This window comes from Bacillus sp. VT 712 (genome assembly GCF_001614195.1).
GTDB classification, from domain to species: domain Bacteria; phylum Bacillota; class Bacilli; order Bacillales; family Bacillaceae_H; genus Priestia; species Priestia flexa.
Genome location: NZ_LWBK01000011.1, coordinates 1 through 23979, shown reverse-complemented (window position 1 = coordinate 23979; position 23979 = coordinate 1). Strand labels below are relative to the sequence as shown.

The following is a 23979-nucleotide window of genomic DNA, read 5'->3' as shown; positions in this document are numbered from 1 at the left end:
TTTGTTCGGTATAGCTTATTTTCTCAAAATCTACTAGCATAATGGAGGAATAAGTATGTCTAAAGAACAAGTAATCATTTCAATGCAACAGCCGTTTCCAAACAGTAAAAAAGTATACGTGCAAGGGACTCGAAGTGATATTCAAGTACCGATGCGCGAAATCCACCTTTCCCCCACTGTAAACGACCGCGGTGAAGAGCAAAACACCCCCGTTCGCGTTTACGATACAAGCGGCGTATACACCGATCCAGCCTATAGTGTAGATTTAGAAAAAGGACTGCCACCTTTACGCAAACCATGGATTGCAGAACGAAACGATACTTTTTCCTATGCTGGCCGTACCGTTCAAGCAAGAGATAACGGCTATAAAGAAGGCGATCAACGGAACGAAACGAAAAGCTTTCCCCTTATTAATTATTCACCACAAAAAGCAAAGGATGACAGAAACGTCACCCAAATGCATTATGCAAAAAAAGGAATTATCACGCCTGAAATGGAATTTATCGCAATTCGTGAGCAAATGAGTGCAGAAACGATTCGTGAAGAAGTTGCAGCAGGGCGTGCAATCATTCCCTGCAATATTAACCACCCAGAAGTTGAACCAATGATTATTGGAACAAAGTTTCACGTGAAAATTAATGCAAATATCGGAAACTCTGCTGTTCATTCATCAATTGAAGATGAAGTTGAAAAGATGACGTGGGCTACAAGGTGGGGAGCAGATACAATTATGGATCTTTCAACTGGTAAAGACATTCATAAGACGCGCGAATGGATTATTCGAAATTCACCCGTTCCTGTTGGCACTGTCCCAATCTATCAAGCTTTAGAGAAAGTTAATGGTATAGCAGAAGACCTATCTTGGGAGGTTTATCGTGATACACTCATTGAACAAGCAGAACAAGGGGTTGATTACTTTACAATTCATGCAGGCGTACTGTTGCGCTATATTCCACTAACTGCTACGCGAACAACCGGTATTGTCTCACGGGGTGGTTCCATTTTGGCTCAATGGTGCTTAGCACATCACCAAGAAAACTTTTTGTATACACACTTTGAAGAGATTTGCGAAATTTGTAAGCAATATGATATCTCAATCTCACTGGGAGATGGCCTGCGCCCTGGTTCAATTGCTGATGCGAACGACGAAGCTCAATTTGCAGAGCTTGATACGCTTGGCGAATTAACAACAATTGCATGGAAGCATGATGTTCAAGTAATGATTGAGGGTCCTGGACATGTGCCAATGCATCTGATTAAAGAGAACGTTGACCGACAAATGGAAGTTTGCCACGAAGCACCATTCTATACCCTGGGACCACTAACAACTGATATAGCACCGGGCTATGACCACATTACGTCTGGTATTGGAGCTGCAATGATTGGGTGGTTTGGTACAGCAATGCTTTGTTATGTAACCCCAAAAGAACATTTAGGCCTCCCGAATAAAGAAGATGTTCGCGAAGGTGTAATTACCTATAAAATTGCTGCTCATGCTGCTGATCTTGCAAAAGGTCACCCAGGTGCCCAAATTCGTGATAACGCACTTTCAAAAGCTCGATTTGAGTTTAGATGGCATGACCAATTTAATTTATCGTTAGATCCTGACCGAGCTCGAGAATACCATGATGAAACACTACCAGCAGAAGGTGCTAAAACCGCTCACTTTTGTTCCATGTGTGGACCTAAGTTCTGTTCAATGAGAATTTCTCATGATATTAGACAACTAGCGGATGAAAAACAGCTCGTTGATTTCGCTAAACAAGGCATGAAAGAAAAATCACAGGAATTTATTGAAAAAGGATCTAAACTTTATTCTTAATAAAAAGCACCGAGGTAAGCAACTACTTATCTCGGTGTCTATCGTTTTAAAATAAGTCTTTTAAAGAAAAAGAGCAGCTTAACTAAAATCCATCCGACCAGTGTTCCAATTGAATTTAGCAGAATATCATCAATATCAAAAACTCGCTCTGTTAACTCATATTGTAAAATCTCAACAGTGAAACTGATTAAGAACCCTGTGACAACCACTTGAATAAATCCGTCAAATGATTTCATAAAAAGCGGTATAAACATTCCAATTGGAGCAAACATTACAATATTCCCTATTACGTTCACGAATGCTAGCTCAAGATTTCCACTGGCCCACATGAGCTTAATTGTACTAAATAAGCTTAAGTTCATGGCTTGCCCATATACTTGCTCGTTTTCTTTAATGAGCGTGACGTAAATAAGTGTCACACCATATATAATAAACAAGAAAAGCAATCCTTGTTTTACTTTTTTCTTTGTATTATCCGTCATGTTTTTCCACACCTTCTCTGTCCTTACCGTCTGCTTTTACTTCTATCATATTGTACATGCTATGTATTTATGAAACATTCAGCTTACTTTATCCTATCACGTTACCTCTTTTTCTGGATACCAAACTTTAAAAATAAAAGAGACTGGGACACAATGAAATGATTCCTTCTCAAAGGCGAATCATTACTTTGTTATAATAGCTAGGTTGTAAGCACAAGTTCGTTCCCTTACGCTAGTTTTTTGAATTTGTTTTTGAACCAACAAAAAAATACCCAAGCTATCAAAAGCAGTTAACTTGTGATAGTTGGGGTATATCATTGTTTGAAGCACTTATGTCTCAACCTCTTGTAATTAATTAATGATTCCTCGATGAATCACTTCAACAGTTACATCTGGTTTAATATCGATTTGAGCATAGTCTTTTTTCCATTCATCTTTACCTTATCTGTCATCGTCATATATTTGTTCTTTTTATTTGATAATAATAATGCTTTTGCTTCCTCATCTTTTAACGTTATTCCCGAAAATTTTTCCCCATTAAATAACGCAATTCCCTTTATTTCTACAGACATGTTTTCCTTATTAAATTTTGCATAAAGTAGAGCTAACCCTTTTCCTTCATCAAATAACAATGTACAAATCGTTTGAAGAGTCTCTACTGGTACGAGTGATTGCTTTTCACCGTTAAAATTAAATCAACAGGGATAAGCTCATAGTGAAATGAAATCGTAGCAATATATAATGCTGGTAGACTGATTGCCACAAAAAAACTAAAGATTCTCAACAATCGAAAGAAAGAGCCGTACAAAGAGCGCGTATTATAATCTTCTGGTGATTGATAGAATGTAAAAAAGCAAGAAGGCGCAACAATTGTGGATGAGTTTCCAGCTGTCATAATCGCAATTCTTCCTTCTAATAAATTCCCCATCACGCGGTCCGGTCTTTCTGTATTAAGCGGCTGTGGAAAAGGTGAAAACGGTGAATTTTCAAGAGCTTCTTCAATAATACTCCCGCTTTCCACAGCGTCCACGTCAATTGATTCTAATCGTCGAAATACTTCTTCATAGTATTCTGGATTTGAAATTCCTTTAAGGTATAAAACAGCTACTCTCGTGCGCGAAATTGTACCGACTTCAAGGTATTTAACGATTAAGCTTCCATCTAAAAAACGCTGACGCATTAAGTTTATGTTTTTATCTAGATTTTCAACAAACCCTTCATGAGAACCGCGCACAACTTTTTCATCGATTGCTTGGCTAACTTCCCTAGATGCAGGAAGCGTAGCATCAATTACATATAAAATGGGTGTATCTTCAAGAAATAAAATAGCTCCTCCGCTACAGAGCAACGTAATGATTTCATGCAAATCTTGAGATTCGTTAACGGAACCGATTTGAATAACCTCTTTTGGGTCTCCTTCCTTTTCAAGAAGCATTAATTTAATTACATGTTCGTTTAATTTCACCGAATCCATGAGCGGTATAAAATATATTAAAAGCGCTTTTTTACCATTAAAAGTTAGCCAGCGCTCACCTAAATCACTTGTATAGTCTAAGTACTCTTGAATATACTTTTTATTTTCTTCAATTGTTAGTTTGAGCGGGATGTTGATAGATGCTGGATCTTGCTTTGGTACGCTTGCTTGCTTTTGTTTTTTCTTTTTGGGATAACGTTTAATCAGCATCAAATCCACCTCAATTCTAAATAGTTATACTTTCAGTGTTTCTAAATTTGTAAATATTATGTAATTTAAACATAAAAAAGAAGATTTGGTGTTTATCCCAAATCTCCTGACTTATACGTTCCAATCGGTTCCCCATATTTTAATTTTGTTCCACGTTCCAATGTATTCGTTAGCTTTACCTTATCTCTTTCGAACAAAAGGACTACCGTTGAGCCAAACTCAAATAACCCCACTTCTTCTCCTTTTTCATAAAAGGTATCGTTAACAGATGTCGTATAATATTTTCCATTCTTTACATTAGTCGTATGATTTCCGTAGGGTACCTGGACACTTCCAACAATAAATGCGCCTACTTTAACAAGCGCTATTGTTCCAGCTTGCGTATCCACATATGTGATCAATCGCTCGTTTTTTGTGAATAGCCCAGGAACATGCTCGACTCCGATACGATTAACCGGGAACAAACGTCCTGGTAAATATGTTGCTTTTGTGACCGCTCCTGAAAGCGGCATATGAATGCGGTGATAATCGCTAGGGCTTAAATAAATGGTTAAAAAAGTTCCACCGTCAAACCTTTCAGCTTCTTCTTTCGTACACCCAATCAGCTGCTCTACTCGATAATCAATCCCTTTTGCTTGAATAAGAGTTCCTTCCTTAATATCGCCATATTCTGCTACTTTTCCATCTACTGGACTGGAAAGAGTATATGGATCGGCTACGACTTCTCGGGCTTCTGCTTTTAGCTTTCTCGTGAAAAATGAAGTGAAATTAGGATAAGAGTCTAAAGATTGTTCCATTTCATCTAGATTAATTTTATAAATTTTGCTATATGGCTTGATGATATATCTGCTAATGCTTGAGCGTCCTAACACCCCTACTCCACGTGAAATCGCATTTTGTGGTAATATTTCAATGATTTGCTTTGCTATTTGATTAATCATTTCCTATAACATTCCTTTCATATGGCAGACCGTGTATAAAGTTTTCGAACTACAAGTATGATAAGTACGCAGCCTATGAAAGAAACCAATACCTTCCCAGTGCTTGTCCAATTCATGACTTGGTAAACAGAATAGCCTTCAATAAGAATTGAAGGAAGCTTTCCAATTGAGCTTGCTAAAATAAAAATCCCTAAAGAAGTCTTTCCAATAGCCGCAATAAATGTAACAAGTCCTGAAGGGACAAAAGGTAATAGTCTCAAAGAAAGAATAAGTAGAAATGCTTCTTTTCCCCGTGCATGTAAAAGCTGTTGAATTTTAGGAGAAGACAACTGCTTATGAGCAGTTAACTTTCGAAAACCTTTTCGGTAGAGCCAAAACGAAACAACTGCTCCAACTGATTCTCCAATAAACGAAATAACCATTCCTTCCCAAAAACCAAAAACAACCAAATTAGCAGCTGTTAAAAATACGCTTGGTAAAACACCAGCAATACTAATGAGCACATTCAACAAAATACTTAGTATAAATGCAATACTATCATAGCTTTCGAATAGCTGAACCGTAATTTCTTGGATATCCGCATTCATTTGTCACTGTTCTCTCCTGTTACAACTCGATAAAGCTTGTTAGCAATTTCTTTTAGCTGCTGTGTTTCTTCCATAGATAAATGGGAATAGTAGCGCTCTATAATAAATTGATCAATTCGCTCATATTCATCAAAGTATTCCTGCCCTTTAGGACCAAGCGTTAAAAGGATTTCCCGACGATTTTCAGGATTAAGTTCTCGATGCAAATAACTTTCTTTTTCTAATTTAGTAATAAGCTGACTAACAGAGCTCATTGACAAATTATATTTTTTCGCAATCGTCTGCACGTTTACAGGTTGCATATCATAAACTGACCTCAGCACATTAAATTGCTTTGGCGTAATATCATTAATTAACGAAGAAAAGTACGTCTTCATTAAATAATCGTTTACTTTATTAAATATAGAAATAGCTTTTTTTATATTATCAGCTTGTTCCATTTAGACACTCCTAGTTTATATACTTAAATAGTTTAACTACATAAACTATATAACGGAGACGAATAGCTGTCAACTACAAGAAGCCCCTTCTTGTATAGAAGTGGCTTCTTAAGTGATACCTTATGCATATTTTGTTCCTTCTGGCTCTTTTCTAAAAAAGCTTTTCATCGCATGAAATACATCTGCTTTTTGCTTAAGAATAAAATGGCGGAACTGTTCATCCTGAATATTCTTATATGCAGACATTAAAGTCGAATGACGATTGTATTGATTTACTTCTCCATATCCAAACATATTAGAAACCTTCATTAGTTCGTTTACAAGCTTAACACACCTTGCGTTGTCGGATGTCAAATTGTCGCCATCTGAAAAGTGAAATGGATAAATATTATAACGGCTAGGATCGTACTTTTTATTAATCAATTCAAGTGCTTTACGGTAAGCTGATGAACAAATAGTTCCACCGCTTTCTCCCTTAGAGAAAAAGTCTTCTTCTGAAACAACTTTGGCTTCTGTATGATGGGCAATAAATTCAATTTCGACAGTTTCATACTTTGTTCGTAAAAAGCGAGTCATCCAAAAGAAAAAACTTCTCGCCATATACTTTTCCCAAATCCCCATAGACCCACTTGTATCCATCATCGCAAGCACAACTGCTTTTGATTCAGGTTTTGTTACTTCATTCCACGTCTTAAATTTTAAATCTTCAGGGAAAATTGGGTGAAATGCAGGCTTACCAGTCATTGCATTTCTCTTGTACGCAGACATCATCGTGCGCTTTTTATCAATGTTCCCCATCAAGCCAGTACGTCGAATATCATTAAATTCGATGTGTTCAACAACAATGTTATCAGATTCTTTTCGCTGTAAATTCGGAAGTTCAAGCTGTGCAAACAGTGCTTCTTGTAGCTCCATGAGCGATACTTCTGCTTCAAAGTAATCTTCTCCAGCTTGATCACCTGCACCTTGACCTTTGCCAGCACCTTTTTTTCCATCACCGCCAGATCCATCTCTGGCTACCACATCTCCTACCTTACTTTCCCCATCACCTTGACCAACATGTTTATTCTTATCATAATTGTAGCGAATTCTGTACTCATCTAATGAACGAATTGGAATCTTAACAACGTCTCTCCCATTTGACATGACAATGTTTTCTTCTGTAATTAAATCCGGTAAGTTATTCTTTATCGCTTCTTGGATTTTTTCTTGGTGTCGCTTCTGATCGTCATGACCCTTACGGTGGAGGGACCAGTCTTCCTTGGAAATCGCAAAACTCTTATCAATCTCTTTACCCACGTATTTCCCCTCCTTGTTCAAGCTGCTTTTGAAAGGTTGGTTATTCTATCCTATGTCTCAAAATGGTATACTTGCTAATTAATTTAGCTTCGACTTTTAAAAAGTCCGGCTGTACACTATCATATGAAAAAGCATCTACTGTGAATGAGATAAATGCCTATTTTGCTAATATAAAAGATAAAGAAAACATGGCACATATCAGCGGTGCCATGTTTTTTATCATTCTTTATCGATTCAATAAGCTTCCTACATAGCGTAAAAGTTCGTTCGCTGAAACGGAATTATAGCCATGCTCATCAATTAAGCGAGCAACTACCTCATTTACTTTTTTCAGCTGCTGTTCGTCTGGTGTCTTCGTTGATGTGGTAATTTTCACTACATCTTTTAAGTCCGCAAATAATTTTTTCTGAATAGCTTCACGTAAACGCTCGTGCGAATTATAGTCAAAGCGTTTCCCTTTACGAGCATACGCAGAAATACGGATTAAGATTTCTTCACGGAACGCTTTCTTCGCATTTTCTGAAATGCCAATTTGCTCTTCAATTGAGCGCATTAGCTTTTCATCTGGATTCATTTCTTCCCCTGTTAACGGATCGCGCAGCTTGTTTTTATTGCAATATGCCTCAACGTTATCGAGGTAGTTCTCCATCAGCGTCTTCGCTGATTCTTCATATGAATATACGAATGCTTTTTGAACTTCTTTTTTCGCGATTTCATCATATTCTTTACGTGCTAATGAAATGTAGTTTAGATAGCGCTCACGGTCTTCTGCTGAAATAGATGCATGCTGATCTAACCCCTCTTTTAGTGAACGCAATACATCTAACGCATTAATTGATTTAATATCTTTTCGAATGATAGTTGATGAAATACGGTTAATTACATAACGTGGATCGATTCCACTCATACCTTCATCCGAATGTTCTTTCTTCAACTCTTCCACATCTGCATCGTTGTAACCTTCAACAGATTGGCCATCATATAGCCTCATTTTCTTTAATAGATCAATATCGCCTTTTTTAGGCTCTTTTAATCTTGTTAGCGTTGTAAAGATGGAAGCAATGCGCAGCGTATGTGGTGCGATATGCACATCCGATACGTCGCTTTCTCGAATCATTTTTTCATAGATTTTCTCTTCTTCACTAACCTTTAAGTTATATGGAACCGGCATGACGATAATACGTGAATGCAAGGCTTCATTTTTCTTATTCGAAATAAAGGAGCGATACTCCGTTTCATTTGTATGTGCGACGATTAATTCATCTGCACTAATTAAAGCAAATCGTCCTGCTTTAAAATTCCCTTCTTGGGTAAGAGATAATAAATGCCATAAGAACTTCTCATCACACTTTAACATCTCCTGGAACTCCATCATTCCTCGGTTCGCTTTATTTAGCTCTCCGTCAAATCGATATGCTCGTGGATCTGATTCTGATCCGTATTCAGCAATGGTTGAAAAGTCAATGCTTCCTGTTAAGTCAGCAATGTCCTGAGATTTTGGATCAGATGGACTGAATGTACCAATCCCCGTACGTTTATCTTCAGAGAAGAAGATTCTTTCGACAATAACGTCTTCAATTCTGCCGCCATACTCTTCCTCTAATCTCATTGTATTTAAAGGCGATAAGTTTCCTTCAACTCGAATGCCATACTCTTCATAGAAATCTCGACGCAGATGGTGTGGAATTAAATGAAGTGGATCTTCATGCATTGGGCATCCTTTGATTGCATAGACAGCACCACGATCTGTTAAAGAATACGCTTCTAATCCTCTTTTTAGCATGGTAACAAGCGTTGATTTCCCTCCACTAACTGGTCCCATAAGTAATAAAATACGCTTCCGGACATCTAATCGTTTCGCTGCAGGATGGAAGTATTCTTCAACCAGCCTTTCAAGCGATTCTTCTAGACCAAACATTTGTTCACTGAAGAATTTATATTGCTTTTTCCCATTGACATCTTCAATTCCTGCATCTTTAATCATATTGTAGACCCTTGAATGCGCTGGCTGAGCAATTAAAGGCTCATCTTTAATTAGTTTTAAATATTCTTCAAATGTACCTTCCCATTTAAGTCGATTCTCTGCTTCACGGTATTTTTCAATTTTCTTTAATATATCCATTAAAGGACCTCCCCTACTAGTTCTGGTGCTAGTGAACAAGATTAATACAATCTATGCAGTAAAATGTTTGAACATGCTTTTTAAATTAAGAAATTCAGAATTTTGTCTACATTAAAGATTCACAGCGTGCCCTGAATTAGCTATAATAATTAGGAGGAGCATGACAGAAAAATAAAGGAGGCTCTATCCATGAGGTTACTATTGGTTTTAGGCGTATCACTTGCTTTTTTATCAGCAATTTTTACGGCTGGGTATAATGACAAGCCTGGGGTAAAGCGCAAATAGAATGAACCTACATAGAACAGTCATCCTTGTAAAAAAAAAGAAAATCCCCTTAATCAAGGGGATTTTCTCTTAATAAGTCGCCGTACTCTTGCTGTCGCAGCGCTTCATAAATTAAAATAGCTGCCGTGTTTGATAAGTTTAAAGACCGAACGTTTTTCGTCATTGGTAAACGCAAGCATCTATCCATATTCGCTTCAATGATTTCATCAGGTAATCCACTTGTTTCGCGACCAAACACAAAGAAGTGATCATCTTCTACATTGCTATAGTCAAAGGATGAATGCGGCTTCTTTCCGAATTTAGTGATGAAGTAAAATGCTGCTTCTGGATACTTTTCAAAAATTTCTTCTAACGAATCATGATAGATAACCTCAACATAATCCCAATAATCTAAGCCGGCGCGCTTTAACATTTTATCATCCGTCGAGAAGCCTAATGGACGAACTAAGTGTAAAGTTGTGTTCGTTGCTGCACAAGTTCTCGCAATATTACCAGTGTTAGCTGGAATTTCTGGTTGATATAAAACAACATGTAGTCCCAAAATAGTCACCTCTAAATACAAATCTATTCATCATTATACCATTAACTTTTCAAAACAAAAGGGATATTTATTGATCGGTAATATGGAAAAACGCATACTTCATATTTGGCGTATAAGCTGTCGAATCTTCATAAGCCCAATAGCGCATGCGGCTATTATACGTATTAGCATTAACTAAAGGCATCCCGTCTGCATCTTTTGCCACAACGATTGTCGTGTGGTTCCATCTGCCGTCTCCTTCAAAATCATAGCAAATAACATCACCCATTGTTAACTCTTTAACTGAGCTTTTTTTAATGGCTCGCAGCCCTTGTTTTGAGTTTTGGAGATAACTGTGCATCGAGTGCGCCACCGCCCAGCTATAGCTCCAATTATCTTTACTTAGCCACCAGCCTTTACTTCGATTAGGTTGACCTCTCATAGGGGCTTTTCCTGCTCGTAAACACTGAGAGATGTAATTCGTACAGTTCACCTCAAAGTATTTATAAGCTGGATTAGGCGTATTCCAATATGTTTCTGCATACTGTACCGCTGCTAGACGGTCATAGTACCCATTTCGATCAGCTATTTCTTCCTTATCATCCATACTAAATTCTAAGTCATCTATTTCATCTATATGAATAGGAAGCAATTTATCATGAATTAGCGTATCTTTATAAAACAATGCGCACCGCTCTTCTACCTCTTCTTCTACGTAAAATAAATCATCTTGTTTACATAAAAATCGTTTGTGTATTTGATAAGTAACCTTTGTCTCTTCATTTTCATTTTGAACGTCATGAATAGCTCCTTTAACCGTACACTTCACAACCTCTACTTTTCTCTTTCTCAGTAAAGACTGCTTAAGCTCGTATTCCTGTTCGATAAACGGCTTAAAGTCCTCGCTGATTACTTGATTCACGTAGCTATTTGCTTTGGCTTTCATCAATGTATATAGGACATTTTTCTTTGCTAGCATCTGTTCACCACATTTCTCTGCTTTTACTATACGCTATGATGAACAGCTTACCTTTTAACACAACAATTTCATCTTCTATGACTTTACTAACAGCGCAATTCCCTTTTCAAACTCTTGCTTGGCTTCCTCATCCTGCTCTTTTTCTTTTAATTGTTCCAGTATAGGTAGCACCTCATCGTTTCCAATTTTCCCTAAGGCCCAAGCTGCTGTTCCTCGTATTACAGGACGTACATCTTCTTTCATTACTTTAATTAAATCAGGTATAGCTGTTTCATCCTTAAAATGAGCAAGTGCAATAATTGCATTACGTTGAATTGGTTTTTTTCCACGCCAAGAACCAGATACATGGCCATATTTTTCTTTAAACTCACGATTGCTCATTGTTAATAACGGCTTTAACTTCGGCTTTGCAATCTCAGGATCTGGTTCCATTTCAGGATGAAAGTGAAAGTCTTTACCTTTATTCTCAGGACATACCGTTTGGCACGTATCGCAGCCGTATAAGCGGTTGCCAATTTTATCTCGAAACTCATCTACCAAAAAACCTTTTGTTTGTGTTAAAAATGCAATACAACGCTGAGAATTAAGCTGTCCGCCTGTAACTAATGCACCTGTTGGGCATACTTCAACACATTTATTACAAGTACCGCACTGGTCTTCAATTGGTTGATCCGGTTCAAATGGAATATTCGTGACGATTTCACCTAAATATACGTATGAACCAAACTCCGGCGTAATAATCGCGCAATTCTTTCCACTCCAGCCAATCCCAGCTCGCTCGGCAACGGCTCGATCAGAGAGCTCGCCCGTGTCTACCATAGATTTCACTTCAACACCTTGAACTTTTTCTTTTAAGAACGATTCAAGTTTTTGGAGCCTGTCTCGTAAAATGGTATGATAATCTTGTCCCCAAGAAGCACGACAAAAAATGCCTCTTCGGTCTTCCTTTGTACTTCTTGGTGCATTAGGCATTTTAGAAGGGTATGCAAGAGCAATAGCAATGATTGACTTCGCTTTTGGAACCAAAAGCGTTGGATTCGTACGCTTCTCAATATCTGGTTCTTCAAACCCTGAAGCGTAGCCTAATTCTTGTTGTCTTAATAAACGATCTTTTAACGTCTCAAACGTTGACGCACTAGCAAAACCAATTTTATCAATACCTATTTCTTTACTATAGGCAATCACTTCTTTTTTTAACTGTTGAAAATCCATTTATGCTATTCTCCTTTAAAATTCAATGCGTAGAATTGCTTTTACTATCATTTTCACTGGAACAATTCTACTCTATACATAACTCACTAATGAAAAGGTGGTATTTTATATGAACGTTATCATTTCACCAGAAATTAAAGAAAAAAATAATGATATTAAACTAGGCATTATTCATTATCGAAATATCGAAGTAAGCGAAGCTCCACAAATGTTAAAAGGAAGGTTACGACTCTTTCAAGAATCCATTTATTTTGATTTACAAGATAGAACCATCACTTCTTTTGAAGGAATCAAGGAGTGGAGATGCATATTTAAGGAGTTTGGAACCGATCCAAGCAAATATCGTCCATCCATTGAAGCATTATTTCGTCGAATTCAAAAACAAACGTACTTACCCACAATTAATTCAGCTGTAGACTTAAATAACTTCTTTTCCCTTCAGTACGAAGTTCCTTTAGGCATTTACGATAAAAGCTGTTTAAATGGAGACATTTCGTTACGACTTGGGAATGAAGATGAAAGTTACCTTGCAATTAATGGTCGAGAAGTGTCTCTATACAATAAGCTTGTATTAGCAGATGAACAAGGTCCTTTTGGAAGTCCTTATGTTGACTCCAACCGAGCTCCAGTTTCTGAACAGACATCTGAAGCACTTCAGATAATCTTCTTAAAACCTTCTCTATCTACTGAAAGCTCCTTAAAACTAACTGAATCTCTCAGCACCATGTTTACACAAATTCATGGTGGAGAAGCTTCGTATTCGCTTATCAACTAACCACAAAGACGTTTATCTAATTTAGATAAACGTCTTTTTTATTCACTATAACCCTAAAAATATAAAAAACGCAACACCTTGTTTTTGGTAAACAAGATACTGCGTTGTGATCACAATATGTATGGAGCGGGTGATGGGAATCGAACCCACGACATCAGCTTGGAAGGCTGAGGTTTTACCATTAAACTACACCCGCAAATGAAGTTGTGCTATCTCTTAACAACATTCATTATAGTATCTTTCGACATAAATTGCAACCCTTCTGTTAAATTTATGTGAAAATATTAACGAACTATTAAGTTTTCATAAACAAATAGGCTTTACAAGTTACCTTGCAAAGCCTATTTCTTAGCTATATCGATAATCTTTTAAAGCTTTTAAAACTGAAATTTCTTCTAATATCTGTTCACCTACATTTGTTTCTTTTACCATTTTTCGTTCCAATTCTTTATCAACTAGTCGCTTAACGGATAGTACATCAGCTTCGTCCAATAAGATATCTTTTTTGGAGTTAAAGTGCTTATGAGCAACTAACTGCATGCCATAAGAATTAGACAATAACGTATATCCTGCAATTCCGGTTTGTGATTGATATGCTTTTGAAAACCCGCCATCAATGACAATCATTCTACCGTTTGCTTTAACAGGGTTTTCACCTTCTATCTCTTTAACAGGCGTGTGACCATTAATGATATGACCATGATCTGGATTTAATCCAAAATCAGCTAATATTCGACGGCACATATCCTCTTTTTCACGAAGGTAATAATATGGATTTTTCTTTTCTTTATGCGTTGCTTTATCTTTAATGAAATAGCGCTCAAACGTCGTCATCGCTCGTTTTCCAAATAGAGATGAATATTCGCCCGTCCATAAATACCAGACCATGTCAGTTGCTAAATCATCCGTTTTATCCGGGCCTGCAAAAGCCGAACGCAAATACTGCTCAAACACATCTAACAGTTGACGACCTGAATAAAACTTGCCTTCAATCACCATCTTTTCCATATTTCCTTCTTCATCTAAAGGAATACATCCATGGATGAGTAAGTTCCCATTGTATTTCAAATAGAGATTTCCTTTATTCATAAGAAAGTTCATATGTCTTGCTAGCTTTTCAGAATGTTGAACTGAAAACAATAATTTCTCAATAACCTGCTCCTCTTCTTCTAAGAGCTCTTGTGGATTTTCAGGGTTTACCGTTGCAAAGCATCCATTTTCAATAGGATACGTTTTATCTCCAAGTGTAATTTCATTTGTTTCATAATTAACTTTCTCAAGCAAAAGTCGTTCTGACATATTGAAATACGGACGTCTTTTAATAATTGGCATTTCAAGCTTAAACTGAATCATCGCAATAGCTTGATGAATTTTTGTAATCTGTAAACGTTCATGCTCAGATAGTTGCGAACCTACATTTTCTTTTGGACGGAATGCAGGATTATCATCATAATATTTTTCTGCTAGGTTTAGAAGTGGTCGTAAGTTAATACCATACGCATCTTCAATAATATTTAAGTTATTATAACGTGCACAAATACGAACAATATTAGCTAAGCATACTTTCGAACCTGCAAAAGCTCCAATCCAAAGAACGTCATGGTTTCCCCACTGAATATCGACGGAATGATAGTTAATAAGAGTTTCCATGATCTTATCAGGTTCTGGACCACGATCATAAATATCTCCAACGACATGCAAATGATCGACAACCAACCGCTGAATGGTATAAGCCAGTCCTGATATAAGTTTATCAGCTTGTCCTAATGAAATGATTTGCTGCACAATTTTATGATAGTAATGCTCTTTATTTGTAAATTCATCTGTCTTATATAAAAGCTCTTCAATAATATAAGCAAACTGCTCAGGGAGTGCTTTACGCACCTTTGAACGTGTATACTTCGATGATGCATACAAAACTAAATCAAGCATGCGATTAATCATTGTCGTATACCAATCACGTAGTTCTTGTTTGCGAGTAAAGTTTGCTTTAATAATCTTCAGCTTCTCTTCTGGATAATAAACAAGCGTCGCAAATTCATTAATTTCTTGTTGAGATAATGTATCCTTAAACAGATCTTTAATCTTTTCTTTTACGTTTCCCGACCCATTCCGTAATACGTGTTGAAAGGCCTGATACTCGCCGTGTAAATCACTTACAAAGTGTTCTGTTCCTTTTGGCAAATTTAGAATTGCTTCTAAGTTAATAATTTCCGTTACCACTTTCTCTTCTGTGTCATACTTCTTAGCCAGTAGATCTAAATAATTTACGTTCAAAACTATGTATCCCCTTTCAAACTAACTTATCACCTCAGCGTTTACAGAAGCTTACTGCGTGAGTCTTTCATCTTTAGTACTTATTGTACACCTCTTCACACTCGACTTCTAGAGAGATCAATTACATTTTGTTAACTAATTTACAATTTTTATTTAATTCAAACTTAATCAGTTGCTTTGAAAAGACTAAACACAAAAAAGACCTCAACATCTCTGTTGAAGTCTTAACATTACGTTCTTTTATGTAAAACTAATACCGGTGGTCGGGGTTGAAATGGCGGTCAAAGTATTGATTTAATAAGGTTTTGTAAAATTATGCGTAAAATTTGCGTAAAAAAATATGTGTTCACTTAATTAATTTATTCAATTAACTATAGTTTTTTAGTTAGTAATAAATAAGTAGCCCAATTAGAGTACACAAATACACACATTTAATTATTGAAAAAGTAAGAGAGCCTTCTAACTAAATTACTATCCAATTAGACACTCTTTTTATAATTTAATTATCCATATCCCATCTAAAATATTTAGATAAATTTTTTAAAGCATCATCTAAATCTTCTTCTCTGCTCATTTCTACTAGTCTTTTCACTGTTTGTTCTACTTTATTTTGATCATAATCTTTCATTATTAAATATCCACGACCAATTTCGATATCTTCAATTACGTTGTTGAGTCTTGCAGGACTTATAACTTCAAAAGAAAACATATCTGAAGCTCCCTCAACACCTTCTAAGCCAACGTCTAATTGATAATAAATACAGAAATCTTCGAATGATTCTCCCCAATCTTCATGAATATTAGTAAGGGCTTTAATGACAAGCATTCCTATACAACTCCTTAATCAGTAATGTCTACGTGAACATTCTTTATTTGAACAGTTTTCTTTCCACCTACAGTGGTTACAAAACTATTATCTTGAAAGTTTGCTCTCCACATATTTTCCTTTGGCTTAAATTGTATTCTAAAAGCACGATCTTTTGTACCATAACCAATTACTTTCCCATCTACTATAATCTCTCGAGCACCTGGTCCTACCCAACCCTTTCCAGCATTTATTGCATTTTCTCGAGTAGCACTACCTAATGTCGATAAACCTTTTGGAGATTTTTTTGCTCCATTCAGTATATCGTACGAACTCATGTCTTCCACATAACCTTCGTGCCACCATTTACTTTTAGGTTTAGTATTATCCTATTGATTAAAGAAATAAGCCTTTACTAATTCATCTAGCAATCTAAGATTTTGAATGGTATTTTAGTAGAAATGTCTAACCTTCTTACTAAAGTTGCTAAACTCTTAGATGATTATGTAAATGTTCTTAAAGATACAGATAATCAAATCGCTAGCTAAATCCGCGGTTAATTTATATGAAGTAATAAAAGGAGCCTCAAGCATTAACTTGGGCCCCTTTTATTATTCTTCCTCACTATATAATTTACTTAATAATTGGGTAAACGTATTTGCTACAAAGAACACCCCTTCTTCGGGGTCTTCATACGCCAACTCATGATCCCAATAAACAATAGATGGGTTTGCTTCATTTGTTCGATAGTCAAAACAAAGATAATCACCACCTGGTGTATCAGCGAAAGGATATACTTTATCTATCAATCTATCTTCGATATTCTCACGCACTTGAACCAGATAATCTATCTCTTGTTGATTAAAGCTCAATAGATGGTTAAATGCTGCGCCCTTTACTTTTCCATAATCAAACGCATTTAGAGAGGGATAACCTTCATGGTTTTCTAAAATACAATCTATGTAATCAATTGGAAACTTAATACCAAATTTCTTCTCTACTTCAAGTACATCTTTCAATGTAGCTTCTTGTTCTGAACAAAATAACCACTCTATATCCATTAATTTTCTCCTCCTAATTATTATCGGTATTCTTTACCGCCGCCCCAGATATGCCTTCCGCCTGTATGACCAGTCTTACTATGAATAAACTCATCTACTAATTGCATTTTACCTTCGTCTTGATGATGATGCCAGGTATAACCTTTAGGTTTTATACCTTTTCCAAACATTTGTATTTCTCTTTCTGTGAATTTACTAGCGAGTACTGGATCTTTTTTTGTTTCCTCATATAGTAGTCTAGCAGCTTCCTTAAATTGAGCTGTATCATTTTTCAAATAAAATGATGGATCAATATGAGTTTGAAATTTAAAATCAAAAATTGGAAAACCATCGCTATCGTAAGGAACACCTGTTATTGGATGAACATGATTCTTTTTATGTCCCATACGAAGACTAACTGTCTTTTCTTCCCCAGTATGAAGATTTGTGTATGTATATGGTGCAGCCTGATACAATTGATTTTTAGTATCCGGTGTTTCTACATGTTGGAAATCAGGAATGTTAACTTTTTCAATACCAGCCACTTCATAGTTTAAGTGCTGTTGAGTAAGAGATTGGTAACCTGCTTGTACTTTTGTTTTGGTATGTTTTGTTTTGGTATGTTTTGTTCCATTCACAGTAGCTTTCTTCACAGCAGCTGCTGCTTCTGATTTTGCAGCTTGCTTCAACCCACCCTTGACAACCGCACTAGCACCTTTAGCTCCGTCCCATGCTCCTGTTGTTATCTGCTTCCAGACAGATGGCTTTTTATCTGGTTTCTTGTGCTTGTGATGAGATGATTTGCTCGAATCTGAAGTACTTGTTACAGCCTTAGCACTCCTATACTCTTGGGTGAATATTGGGATCAACAGCAGCATATATACTTTCAATAGCTTGCTTTCCTCTTCCAACTATATATTTCACGTCTTGAAATGCTGCTTGCATTCTTTTTTGTGCAAGAGACAAATTGTTATTCATTAAAGGGGGGGTGCGCTCTCGGTAATATCTTATTCTCAACTTTACTATATTCTTTTTGTACCGTAATACTCCAAGCTAAAACACCATTTTTTACTGTTTCATAAGTATGAGCCATCCAATTTTGAACAACTTTTGGATGTAAAGCATTACGTGTAGAACAATTATATAACTACAATGAATTCTCATCAGTCCCTACAATATATACATGGTGGATTATTATGAAAGTTTGTTGTTTATATCAATTTAGTTTATTCAAATGATGGATTCTAATATTGTATTTATTCTCCAATAACTACTTTAAAAAAACAAAGCCTTGCCTCTTTAATTATAAAGTAGCAGGGGCTTTGTTTCTTCTATAGTCATCCATAAATCTTTCTTCTCCGGAGTCAGTTATATACTTCCAAAACTTCCATCCTTTTGTTGAATTGTTATTTTTACCAGAAAAATCTTCCTTAGCTTTATTAGCAGCAGACACAGAATAAGCTTTACCTTTATATAGGATTTTTTCAGTTTCTATATTGAGTGTCATCCACTAATGTGCATTATAAAAATTCCACACCGATTCGATCTACTTTAATCTCCGCGTATTCACCAATTATCTCTGGATAATCATCAAGGTAACCCTCTTCATCTACCACGCGCAGACCAGCATCAACAAAACCTTCGCGAACAATTCCTCGAATTAGATACCTATATGATTCCTGAATTCTCTCCAACTCTTTGACTCTATTTTCAATTAAACGAATATGTAAATCATTGAAAATTGTAAAACTTATATTTACTGGATAATCTTGACCTTCCTTAATTTCATACGGACAAATATCGATAAATGCTGTAAATACTACACCGTCTATATCTAAAGTAACCTCTTCTTCCAAATGTTCATCTAATTTCTTCACTTTAGCGAAATATTTCATTTAATTAGCTCCTTTACTCTGCAGGGTTAATGACCGGAACATTCTTACCGTTAATAGTTTTCCAAAACTTTTTACCACTTTGAGTATGATATGTAGTGATTTGACCATTATTATTAGTGCCAACAAACTCAAATTTTGCAAATCCTTTTCTACTACTTCCTATATTCTGAATATACCCGGTTCTAATTTCCCCTCTATAGTTGTATTTGACTTTAATCCCATTCTCAATTACAAATCTTGCGCCTTCCAAGTATTCGTCTACATTACTATAAATTCCTTCAAATTCACCATCATGTTTTTCAAAATGCCCCTCTAACTTTTCTCTATCAGCAAAATCTGAAGGTGAATCTATTTTTTAGGGACGGATTTGTCATGAGTGGCTTTCTCCTGTTTAACGTTCTCTACTTTCTTCGCATTTGGTCGTATCGGCTTACCATCTTCATACTTCCATTGTTTTGTTTCAGCATCAGACTGCAAATTTTTATAGGTTTTTTTCGTAACCTTGCCAATTTCTTTTTTAGCTGCTTTTGTAGAGATTTTTTTGGTGAAACCAAGAACTGCTTTTTTACCCAAGCTTTTTGGATTAATATAATATCTCAAGTTTTGTACCTGAAAACATAGAATCAAGCTCTTTTGCTTCACCCACGCGATCATTAGGAACCTTTCGAACTTCTTTATAAATAACATTTCCATTTTTTGCAGGATGTTCGAAAATAATCTGCCCGTTGTCATAAAGATGATACTTTCCATTAATTTTCCCTTCAACTTCATCAAATACATCAATAGACTTAACAGTTTCAACATTATCTAGATTTTTCAGTTTTCCATCTTTAATTGTAATATTTGAAGTATTTACTTTATGAACGGCTTTGGCATCCTTTGTTTTGGAAAGTTGGTCTGTATGTGACACTTTTTTTGCTTTCTCTACACCATCCACTTCTTTTACGTCTTTACTGTTTTTCATAAACTTTACAAACGAAAGTTTTGCATCTTTAAGAGCTTGTTCCATTGTTTTTTGTGGTAAAGACGGTCCAAGTGGGAGAAGCTGTGGGAATAGTTGTGGAACAGGTGCCTTTAGTAACTTTGTATACCCTTTTCTTACAGCGCTTGTCCAAGCAATTGCTCTATTTTTTTACCGATAATAACTCTATTTCCTTATTGTCTAAAGTCTCAATATTTTTTTGCCTATCTCTCAGCAATTTAATATTTTTCATGGGGTTCTTATCAATAAGCTTATTTTTAAACAAAAAATTATAAAATGAACAAAGTGCACGCAATCGAGTATTAATAGTGGTAATCTTAATAGATTGTTTACTCATTAGAATAAAGTCTTCAATATCTTTGTAATTACATTCCACAAGTTCTTTATCGATACGCCTTCTAAACGCTTGAAATTCGTTCTTATAATATTTGACAGTAGCAGGTCTTAAATTTCTTAGATAACAGTCTCTAAAGAACTTTTCAAATGCTTCTTCATCGTTTACTTTCTTTTTAATAATGTTTAACTCTTTTTCATTTAACTCTCCACGTCTACTCATAAAAACCTCCTATACACACGATTCGGTGCACACGATTTTGGTTTATTTTTGTCGTGTTAAGAAAAACACAAAAAAAGACTTCAACGTATTCGTTGAAGTCTTGTCATTATAAGATTCAAGTAAAGCTAAAGTACCAGTGGTCGGGGTCGAACCGACACTCCCGAAGGAACACGATTTTGAGTCGTGCGCGTCTGCCAATTCCGCCACACTGGCAAAATAAAAAAGGCAGAAATAATATAAATGGTGCCGAGGGCCGGACTTGAACCGGCACGGTAGTCACCTACCGCAGGATTTTAAGTCCTGTGTGTCTGCCAATTCCACCACCCCGGCAGGACTTATTGTGAATAATGGAGGCGGCAACCGGATTTGAACCGGTGATAAAGGTTTTGCAGACCTCTGCCTTACCACTTGGCTATGCCGCCACTTTATTCAAAATATGGAGCGGAAGACGAGGTTCGAACTCGCGACCCCCACCTTGGCAAGGTGGTGTTCTACCACTGAACTACTTCCGCATATTGTATGGCTGGGCTAGCTGGATTCGAACCAACGCATGACGGAGTCAAAGTCCGTTGCCTTACCGCTTGGCTATAGCCCAATAAAAATGGGGCGACTGATGGGAATCGAACCCACGAATGTCGGAACCACAATCCGATGCGTTAACCACTTCGCCACAATCGCCGTATTAATTGGCAGGGGTAGTAGGAATCGAACCCACACTGACGGTTTTGGAGACCGTAGTTCTACCTTTAAACTATACCCCTATAAGATGGTGGAGGGGGGCAGATTCGAACTGCCGAACCCGAAGGAGCGGATTTACAGTCCGCCGCGTTTAGCCACTTCGCTACCCCTCCAGAAAAACATGGTGCCGGCAAGAGGACTTGAACCCCCAACCTACTGATTACAAGTCAGTTGCTCTACCAGTTGAGCTACACCGGCGTGTTTTCATAAGATGGTGGCTCGGGACGGAATCGAACCGCCGACACAAGGATTTTCAGTCCTTTGCTCTACCAACTGAGCTACCGAGCCTTCTTATAATGGCGGTCCCGACGGGAATCGAACCCGCGATCTCCTGCGTGACAGGCAGGCATGTTAACCGCTACACCACGGGACCACTTTGGTTGCGGGGACAGGATTTGAACCTGCGACCTTCGGGTTATGAGCCCGACGAGCTACCAGACTGCTCCACCCCGCGATGATAAGAATATAAATGGTGGAGGATGACGGGATCGAACCGCCGACCCCCTGCTTGTAAGGCAGGTGCTCTCCCAGCTGAGCTAATCCTCCAACTATGTATAAGAATTATGGTGACCCGTACGGGATTCGAACCCGTGTTACCGCCGTGAAAGGGCGGTGTCTTAACCACTTGACCAACGGGCCATTTAAGAAATAAATGGCGGAGAGCAAGGGATTTGAACCCTTGAGACAGCGTTAACCGCCTACACGATTTCCAATCGTGCTCCTTCGGCCACTCGGACAGCTCTCCAAATGGCTCCACAGGTAGGACTCGAACCTACGACCGATCGGTTAACAGCCGATTGCTCTACCACTGAGCTACTGTGGAATCTTATAAAGCCTGGCAACGTCCTACTCTCACAGGGACAAAGTCCCAACTACCATCGGCGCTAGAGAACTTAACTTCCGTGTTCGGCATGGGAACGGGTGTGACCTCTCTGCTATCGCCACCAGACATATTATATTATACAACTTCTTTTAAAAAAAGCAAGACTTTTTTATCTTGTTCTCTCAAAACTAGATAACATTTTTCGCTGAATACTTCGTGTACTATCATTTTGGTTAAGTCCTCGATCGATTAGTATCAGTCAGCTACACACGTCGCCGTGCTTCCACCTCTGACCTATCAACCTGATCATCTTTCAGGGATCTTACTAGCTTGCGCTATGGGAAATCTCATCTTGAGGGGGGCTTCATGCTTAGATGCTTTCAGCACTTATCCCGTCCACACATAGCTACCCAGCGATGCCTTTGGCAAGACAACTGGTACACCAGCGGTGTGTCCATCCCGGTCCTCTCGTACTAAGGACAGCTCCTCTCAAATTTCCTACGCCCACGACGGATAGGGACCGAACTGTCTCACGACGTTCTGAACCCAGCTCGCGTACCGCTTTAATGGGCGAACAGCCCAACCCTTGGGACCGACTACAGCCCCAGGATGCGATGAGCCGACATCGAGGTGCCAAACCTCCCCGTCGATGTGGACTCTTGGGGGAGATAAGCCTGTTATCCCCGGGGTAGCTTTTATCCGTTGAGCGATGGCCCTTCCATGCGGAACCACCGGATCACTAAGCCCGACTTTCGTCCCTGCTCGACTTGTAGGTCTCGCAGTCAAGCTCCCTTGTGCCTTTACACTCTACGAATGATTTCCAACCATTCTGAGGGAACCTTTGGGCGCCTCCGTTACTCTTTAGGAGGCGACCGCCCCAGTCAAACTGCCCACCTGACACTGTCTCCCAGCCCGATCAGGGCTGCGGGTTAGAATTTCAATACAACCAGGGTAGTATCCCACCGACGCCTCCACCGAAGCTAGCGCTCCGGCTTCTCAGGCTCCTACCTATCCTGTACAAGCTGTACCAAAATTCAATATCAGGCTACAGTAAAGCTCCACGGGGTCTTTCCGTCCTGTCGCGGGTAACCTGCATCTTCACAGGTACTATAATTTCACCGAGTCTCTCGTTGAGACAGTGCCCAGATCGTTACGCCTTTCGTGCGGGTCGGAACTTACCCGACAAGGAATTTCGCTACCTTAGGACCGTTATAGTTACGGCCGCCGTTTACTGGGGCTTCGATTCAGAGCTTCTCCCAAAGGATAACCCCTCCTCTTAACCTTCCAGCACCGGGCAGGCGTCAGCCCCTATACTTCGCCTTGCGGCTTCGCAGAGACCTGTGTTTTTGCTAAACAGTCGCCTGGGCCTATTCACTGCGGCTCTCTCGGGCTATACACCCTACCAGAGCACCCCTTCTCCCGAAGTTACGGGGTCATTTTGCCGAGTTCCTTAACGAGAGTTCTCTCGATCACCTTAGGATTCTCTCCTCGCCTACCTGTGTCGGTTTGCGGTACGGGCACCTCCCGCCTCGCTAGAGGCTTTTCTTGGCAGTGTGGAATCAAGAACTTCGGTACTATATTTCCCTCGTCATCACAGCTCAGCCTTATGATGAGCGGATTTGCCTACTCATCAGCCTAACTGCTTGAACGCGCATATCCAGCAGCGCGCTTACTCTATCCTCCTGCGTCCCCCCATTACTCAAACGGCGGGGAGG

The 23979-nt window shown here is 38.1% G+C and carries 24 protein-coding genes, 17 tRNA genes and 2 rRNA genes; 2 read left to right on the top strand and 41 right to left on the bottom strand.

The window, feature by feature from the left end; translation table 11 throughout:
* The first annotated feature begins 55 nt into the window (after positions 1-55).
* A complete protein-coding gene (gene thiC, locus A2U94_RS07165; RefSeq protein ID WP_025908467.1) occupies positions 56-1822 on the top strand; it encodes a phosphomethylpyrimidine synthase ThiC in 1767 nt (588 codons plus the stop codon).
* Between the two features lie 38 nt (positions 1823-1860).
* On the opposite strand, the gene A2U94_RS07160 is transcribed toward thiC, so the two are convergent.
* From A2U94_RS07160 to queG, 11 genes are all read right to left on the bottom strand, one after another.
* On the bottom strand, positions 1861-2304 hold the full coding sequence (locus A2U94_RS07160; RefSeq protein WP_025908466.1) for a VanZ family protein: 444 nt from the start codon (positions 2302-2304) through the stop codon (positions 1861-1863).
* A gap of 386 nt (positions 2305-2690) precedes the next feature.
* A complete protein-coding gene (locus tag A2U94_RS07155) occupies positions 2691-2936 on the bottom strand; it encodes a hypothetical protein (protein ID WP_025908465.1) in 246 nt (81 codons plus the stop codon).
* A 23-nt stretch (positions 2937-2959) separates the two neighbouring features.
* The gene (locus tag A2U94_RS07150) at positions 2960-3988 is read right to left on the bottom strand and encodes a spore germination protein (protein ID WP_025908464.1); all 1029 of its coding nucleotides are present in this window, start codon (positions 3986-3988) and stop codon (positions 2960-2962) included.
* A 92-nt stretch (positions 3989-4080) separates the two neighbouring features.
* Positions 4081-4929 carry an archaetidylserine decarboxylase gene (gene asd / locus A2U94_RS07145; RefSeq protein ID WP_025908463.1) on the bottom strand — a complete coding sequence of 283 codons (849 nt, stop codon included), beginning with the start codon at positions 4927-4929 and terminating at the stop codon, positions 4081-4083.
* A 17-nt stretch (positions 4930-4946) separates the two neighbouring features.
* Positions 4947-5504 carry a TVP38/TMEM64 family protein gene (locus tag A2U94_RS07140; protein ID WP_025908462.1) on the bottom strand — a complete coding sequence of 186 codons (558 nt, stop codon included), beginning with the start codon at positions 5502-5504 and terminating at the stop codon, positions 4947-4949.
* Positions 5505-5512: 8 nt separating this feature from the next.
* Positions 5513-5956: a MarR family winged helix-turn-helix transcriptional regulator gene (locus A2U94_RS07135; RefSeq protein ID WP_025908461.1), complete on the bottom strand. Its 444-nt coding sequence runs from the start codon at positions 5954-5956 to the stop codon at positions 5513-5515.
* Between the two features lie 120 nt (positions 5957-6076).
* Positions 6077-7255, bottom strand: a complete 1179-nt coding sequence (gene yhbH / locus A2U94_RS07130; protein ID WP_025908460.1) for a sporulation protein YhbH — start codon at positions 7253-7255, stop codon at positions 6077-6079.
* 226 nt (positions 7256-7481) lie between these two features.
* Positions 7482-9377: a PrkA family serine protein kinase gene (locus A2U94_RS07125; RefSeq protein ID WP_025908459.1), complete on the bottom strand. Its 1896-nt coding sequence runs from the start codon at positions 9375-9377 to the stop codon at positions 7482-7484.
* A 334-nt stretch (positions 9378-9711) separates the two neighbouring features.
* A complete protein-coding gene (trmL, locus tag A2U94_RS07120; RefSeq protein ID WP_090752733.1) occupies positions 9712-10212 on the bottom strand; it encodes a tRNA (uridine(34)/cytosine(34)/5-carboxymethylaminomethyluridine(34)-2'-O)-methyltransferase TrmL in 501 nt (166 codons plus the stop codon).
* Between the two features lie 58 nt (positions 10213-10270).
* Complete coding sequence (locus A2U94_RS07115) at positions 10271-11161, bottom strand: amidase domain-containing protein (RefSeq protein ID WP_025908457.1); 891 nt, start codon at positions 11159-11161, stop codon at positions 10271-10273.
* 75 nt (positions 11162-11236) lie between these two features.
* Positions 11237-12373 carry a tRNA epoxyqueuosine(34) reductase QueG gene (queG, locus tag A2U94_RS07110; RefSeq protein WP_025908456.1) on the bottom strand — a complete coding sequence of 379 codons (1137 nt, stop codon included), beginning with the start codon at positions 12371-12373 and terminating at the stop codon, positions 11237-11239.
* 109 nt (positions 12374-12482) lie between these two features.
* Between queG and A2U94_RS07105 the strand changes: the two genes are divergently transcribed.
* Positions 12483-13148, top strand: coding sequence for a B3/B4 domain-containing protein (locus A2U94_RS07105; protein WP_025908455.1), 666 nt, complete (start codon positions 12483-12485; stop codon positions 13146-13148).
* Between the two features lie 122 nt (positions 13149-13270).
* Here the strand turns inward: A2U94_RS07105 and A2U94_RS07100 are convergent.
* From A2U94_RS07100 to A2U94_RS06955, 30 genes are all read right to left on the bottom strand, one after another.
* Positions 13271-13344: transfer RNA gene (locus A2U94_RS07100), tRNA-Gly, on the bottom strand.
* A 152-nt stretch (positions 13345-13496) separates the two neighbouring features.
* A complete protein-coding gene (locus A2U94_RS07095; protein WP_025908454.1) occupies positions 13497-15425 on the bottom strand; it encodes a fructose-1,6-bisphosphatase in 1929 nt (642 codons plus the stop codon).
* Between the two features lie 499 nt (positions 15426-15924).
* A complete protein-coding gene (locus A2U94_RS07090) occupies positions 15925-16251 on the bottom strand; it encodes an Imm8 family immunity protein (RefSeq protein ID WP_025911199.1) in 327 nt (108 codons plus the stop codon).
* A 14-nt stretch (positions 16252-16265) separates the two neighbouring features.
* Entirely contained in the window at positions 16266-16568 is a 303-nt protein-coding gene (locus A2U94_RS07085) for a hypothetical protein (protein WP_152545200.1), read from the bottom strand.
* A 273-nt stretch (positions 16569-16841) separates the two neighbouring features.
* A complete protein-coding gene (locus A2U94_RS07080; RefSeq protein ID WP_035321231.1) occupies positions 16842-17291 on the bottom strand; it encodes an SMI1/KNR4 family protein in 450 nt (149 codons plus the stop codon).
* A gap of 20 nt (positions 17292-17311) precedes the next feature.
* Positions 17312-18160, bottom strand: coding sequence for an HNH endonuclease (locus tag A2U94_RS07075; RefSeq protein WP_025911195.1), 849 nt, complete (start codon positions 18158-18160; stop codon positions 17312-17314).
* A gap of 413 nt (positions 18161-18573) precedes the next feature.
* The gene (locus A2U94_RS07070; RefSeq protein ID WP_025911192.1) at positions 18574-18777 is read right to left on the bottom strand and encodes a hypothetical protein; all 204 of its coding nucleotides are present in this window, start codon (positions 18775-18777) and stop codon (positions 18574-18576) included.
* Between the two features lie 13 nt (positions 18778-18790).
* Positions 18791-19165: a UCP019853 family protein gene (locus A2U94_RS07065; RefSeq protein WP_025911191.1), complete on the bottom strand. Its 375-nt coding sequence runs from the start codon at positions 19163-19165 to the stop codon at positions 18791-18793.
* A gap of 13 nt (positions 19166-19178) precedes the next feature.
* Complete coding sequence (locus tag A2U94_RS07060; RefSeq protein ID WP_025911189.1) at positions 19179-19415, bottom strand: hypothetical protein; 237 nt, start codon at positions 19413-19415, stop codon at positions 19179-19181.
* Positions 19416-19513: 98 nt separating this feature from the next.
* Positions 19514-19765, bottom strand: a complete 252-nt coding sequence (locus A2U94_RS07055) for a hypothetical protein (RefSeq protein WP_025911188.1) — start codon at positions 19763-19765, stop codon at positions 19514-19516.
* A complete protein-coding gene (locus A2U94_RS07050; protein WP_152545199.1) occupies positions 19749-20102 on the bottom strand; it encodes a hypothetical protein in 354 nt (117 codons plus the stop codon). Before A2U94_RS07050 ends, A2U94_RS07055 begins: the two co-directional genes overlap by 17 nt.
* Before the next feature lie 187 nt (positions 20103-20289).
* Entirely contained in the window at positions 20290-20703 is a 414-nt protein-coding gene (locus A2U94_RS07045) for a phage integrase N-terminal SAM-like domain-containing protein (RefSeq protein WP_025911186.1), read from the bottom strand.
* Positions 20704-20834: 131 nt separating this feature from the next.
* Positions 20835-20916: transfer RNA gene (locus tag A2U94_RS07040), tRNA-Leu, on the bottom strand.
* 28 nt (positions 20917-20944) lie between these two features.
* Positions 20945-21033 (bottom strand) — tRNA-Leu (locus tag A2U94_RS07035).
* An 18-nt stretch (positions 21034-21051) separates the two neighbouring features.
* Positions 21052-21125: transfer RNA gene (locus A2U94_RS07030), tRNA-Cys, on the bottom strand.
* A 15-nt stretch (positions 21126-21140) separates the two neighbouring features.
* Positions 21141-21215: transfer RNA gene (locus A2U94_RS07025), tRNA-Gly, on the bottom strand.
* Positions 21216-21223: 8 nt separating this feature from the next.
* Positions 21224-21298: transfer RNA gene (locus A2U94_RS07020), tRNA-Gln, on the bottom strand.
* Positions 21299-21305: 7 nt separating this feature from the next.
* Positions 21306-21381 (bottom strand) — tRNA-His (locus A2U94_RS07015).
* Positions 21382-21390: 9 nt separating this feature from the next.
* Positions 21391-21464, bottom strand: a tRNA-Trp gene (locus tag A2U94_RS07010).
* A 6-nt stretch (positions 21465-21470) separates the two neighbouring features.
* Positions 21471-21554 (bottom strand) — tRNA-Tyr (locus A2U94_RS07005).
* A gap of 9 nt (positions 21555-21563) precedes the next feature.
* Positions 21564-21639, bottom strand: a tRNA-Thr gene (locus tag A2U94_RS07000).
* Positions 21640-21653: 14 nt separating this feature from the next.
* Positions 21654-21729 (bottom strand) — tRNA-Phe (locus A2U94_RS06995).
* A gap of 9 nt (positions 21730-21738) precedes the next feature.
* Positions 21739-21814: transfer RNA gene (locus tag A2U94_RS06990), tRNA-Asp, on the bottom strand.
* 4 nt (positions 21815-21818) lie between these two features.
* Positions 21819-21895, bottom strand: a tRNA-Met gene (locus A2U94_RS06985).
* Positions 21896-21911: 16 nt separating this feature from the next.
* Positions 21912-21987, bottom strand: a tRNA-Val gene (locus A2U94_RS06980).
* Between the two features lie 18 nt (positions 21988-22005).
* A tRNA-Glu gene (locus A2U94_RS06975) sits at positions 22006-22080 on the bottom strand.
* Between the two features lie 14 nt (positions 22081-22094).
* Positions 22095-22186: transfer RNA gene (locus A2U94_RS06970), tRNA-Ser, on the bottom strand.
* Between the two features lie 3 nt (positions 22187-22189).
* A tRNA-Asn gene (locus tag A2U94_RS06965) sits at positions 22190-22264 on the bottom strand.
* Positions 22265-22274: 10 nt separating this feature from the next.
* A 5S ribosomal RNA gene (gene rrf / locus A2U94_RS06960) occupies positions 22275-22390 on the bottom strand.
* A gap of 103 nt (positions 22391-22493) precedes the next feature.
* Positions 22494-23979 (bottom strand): 23S ribosomal RNA (locus A2U94_RS06955); the annotation flags it as partial.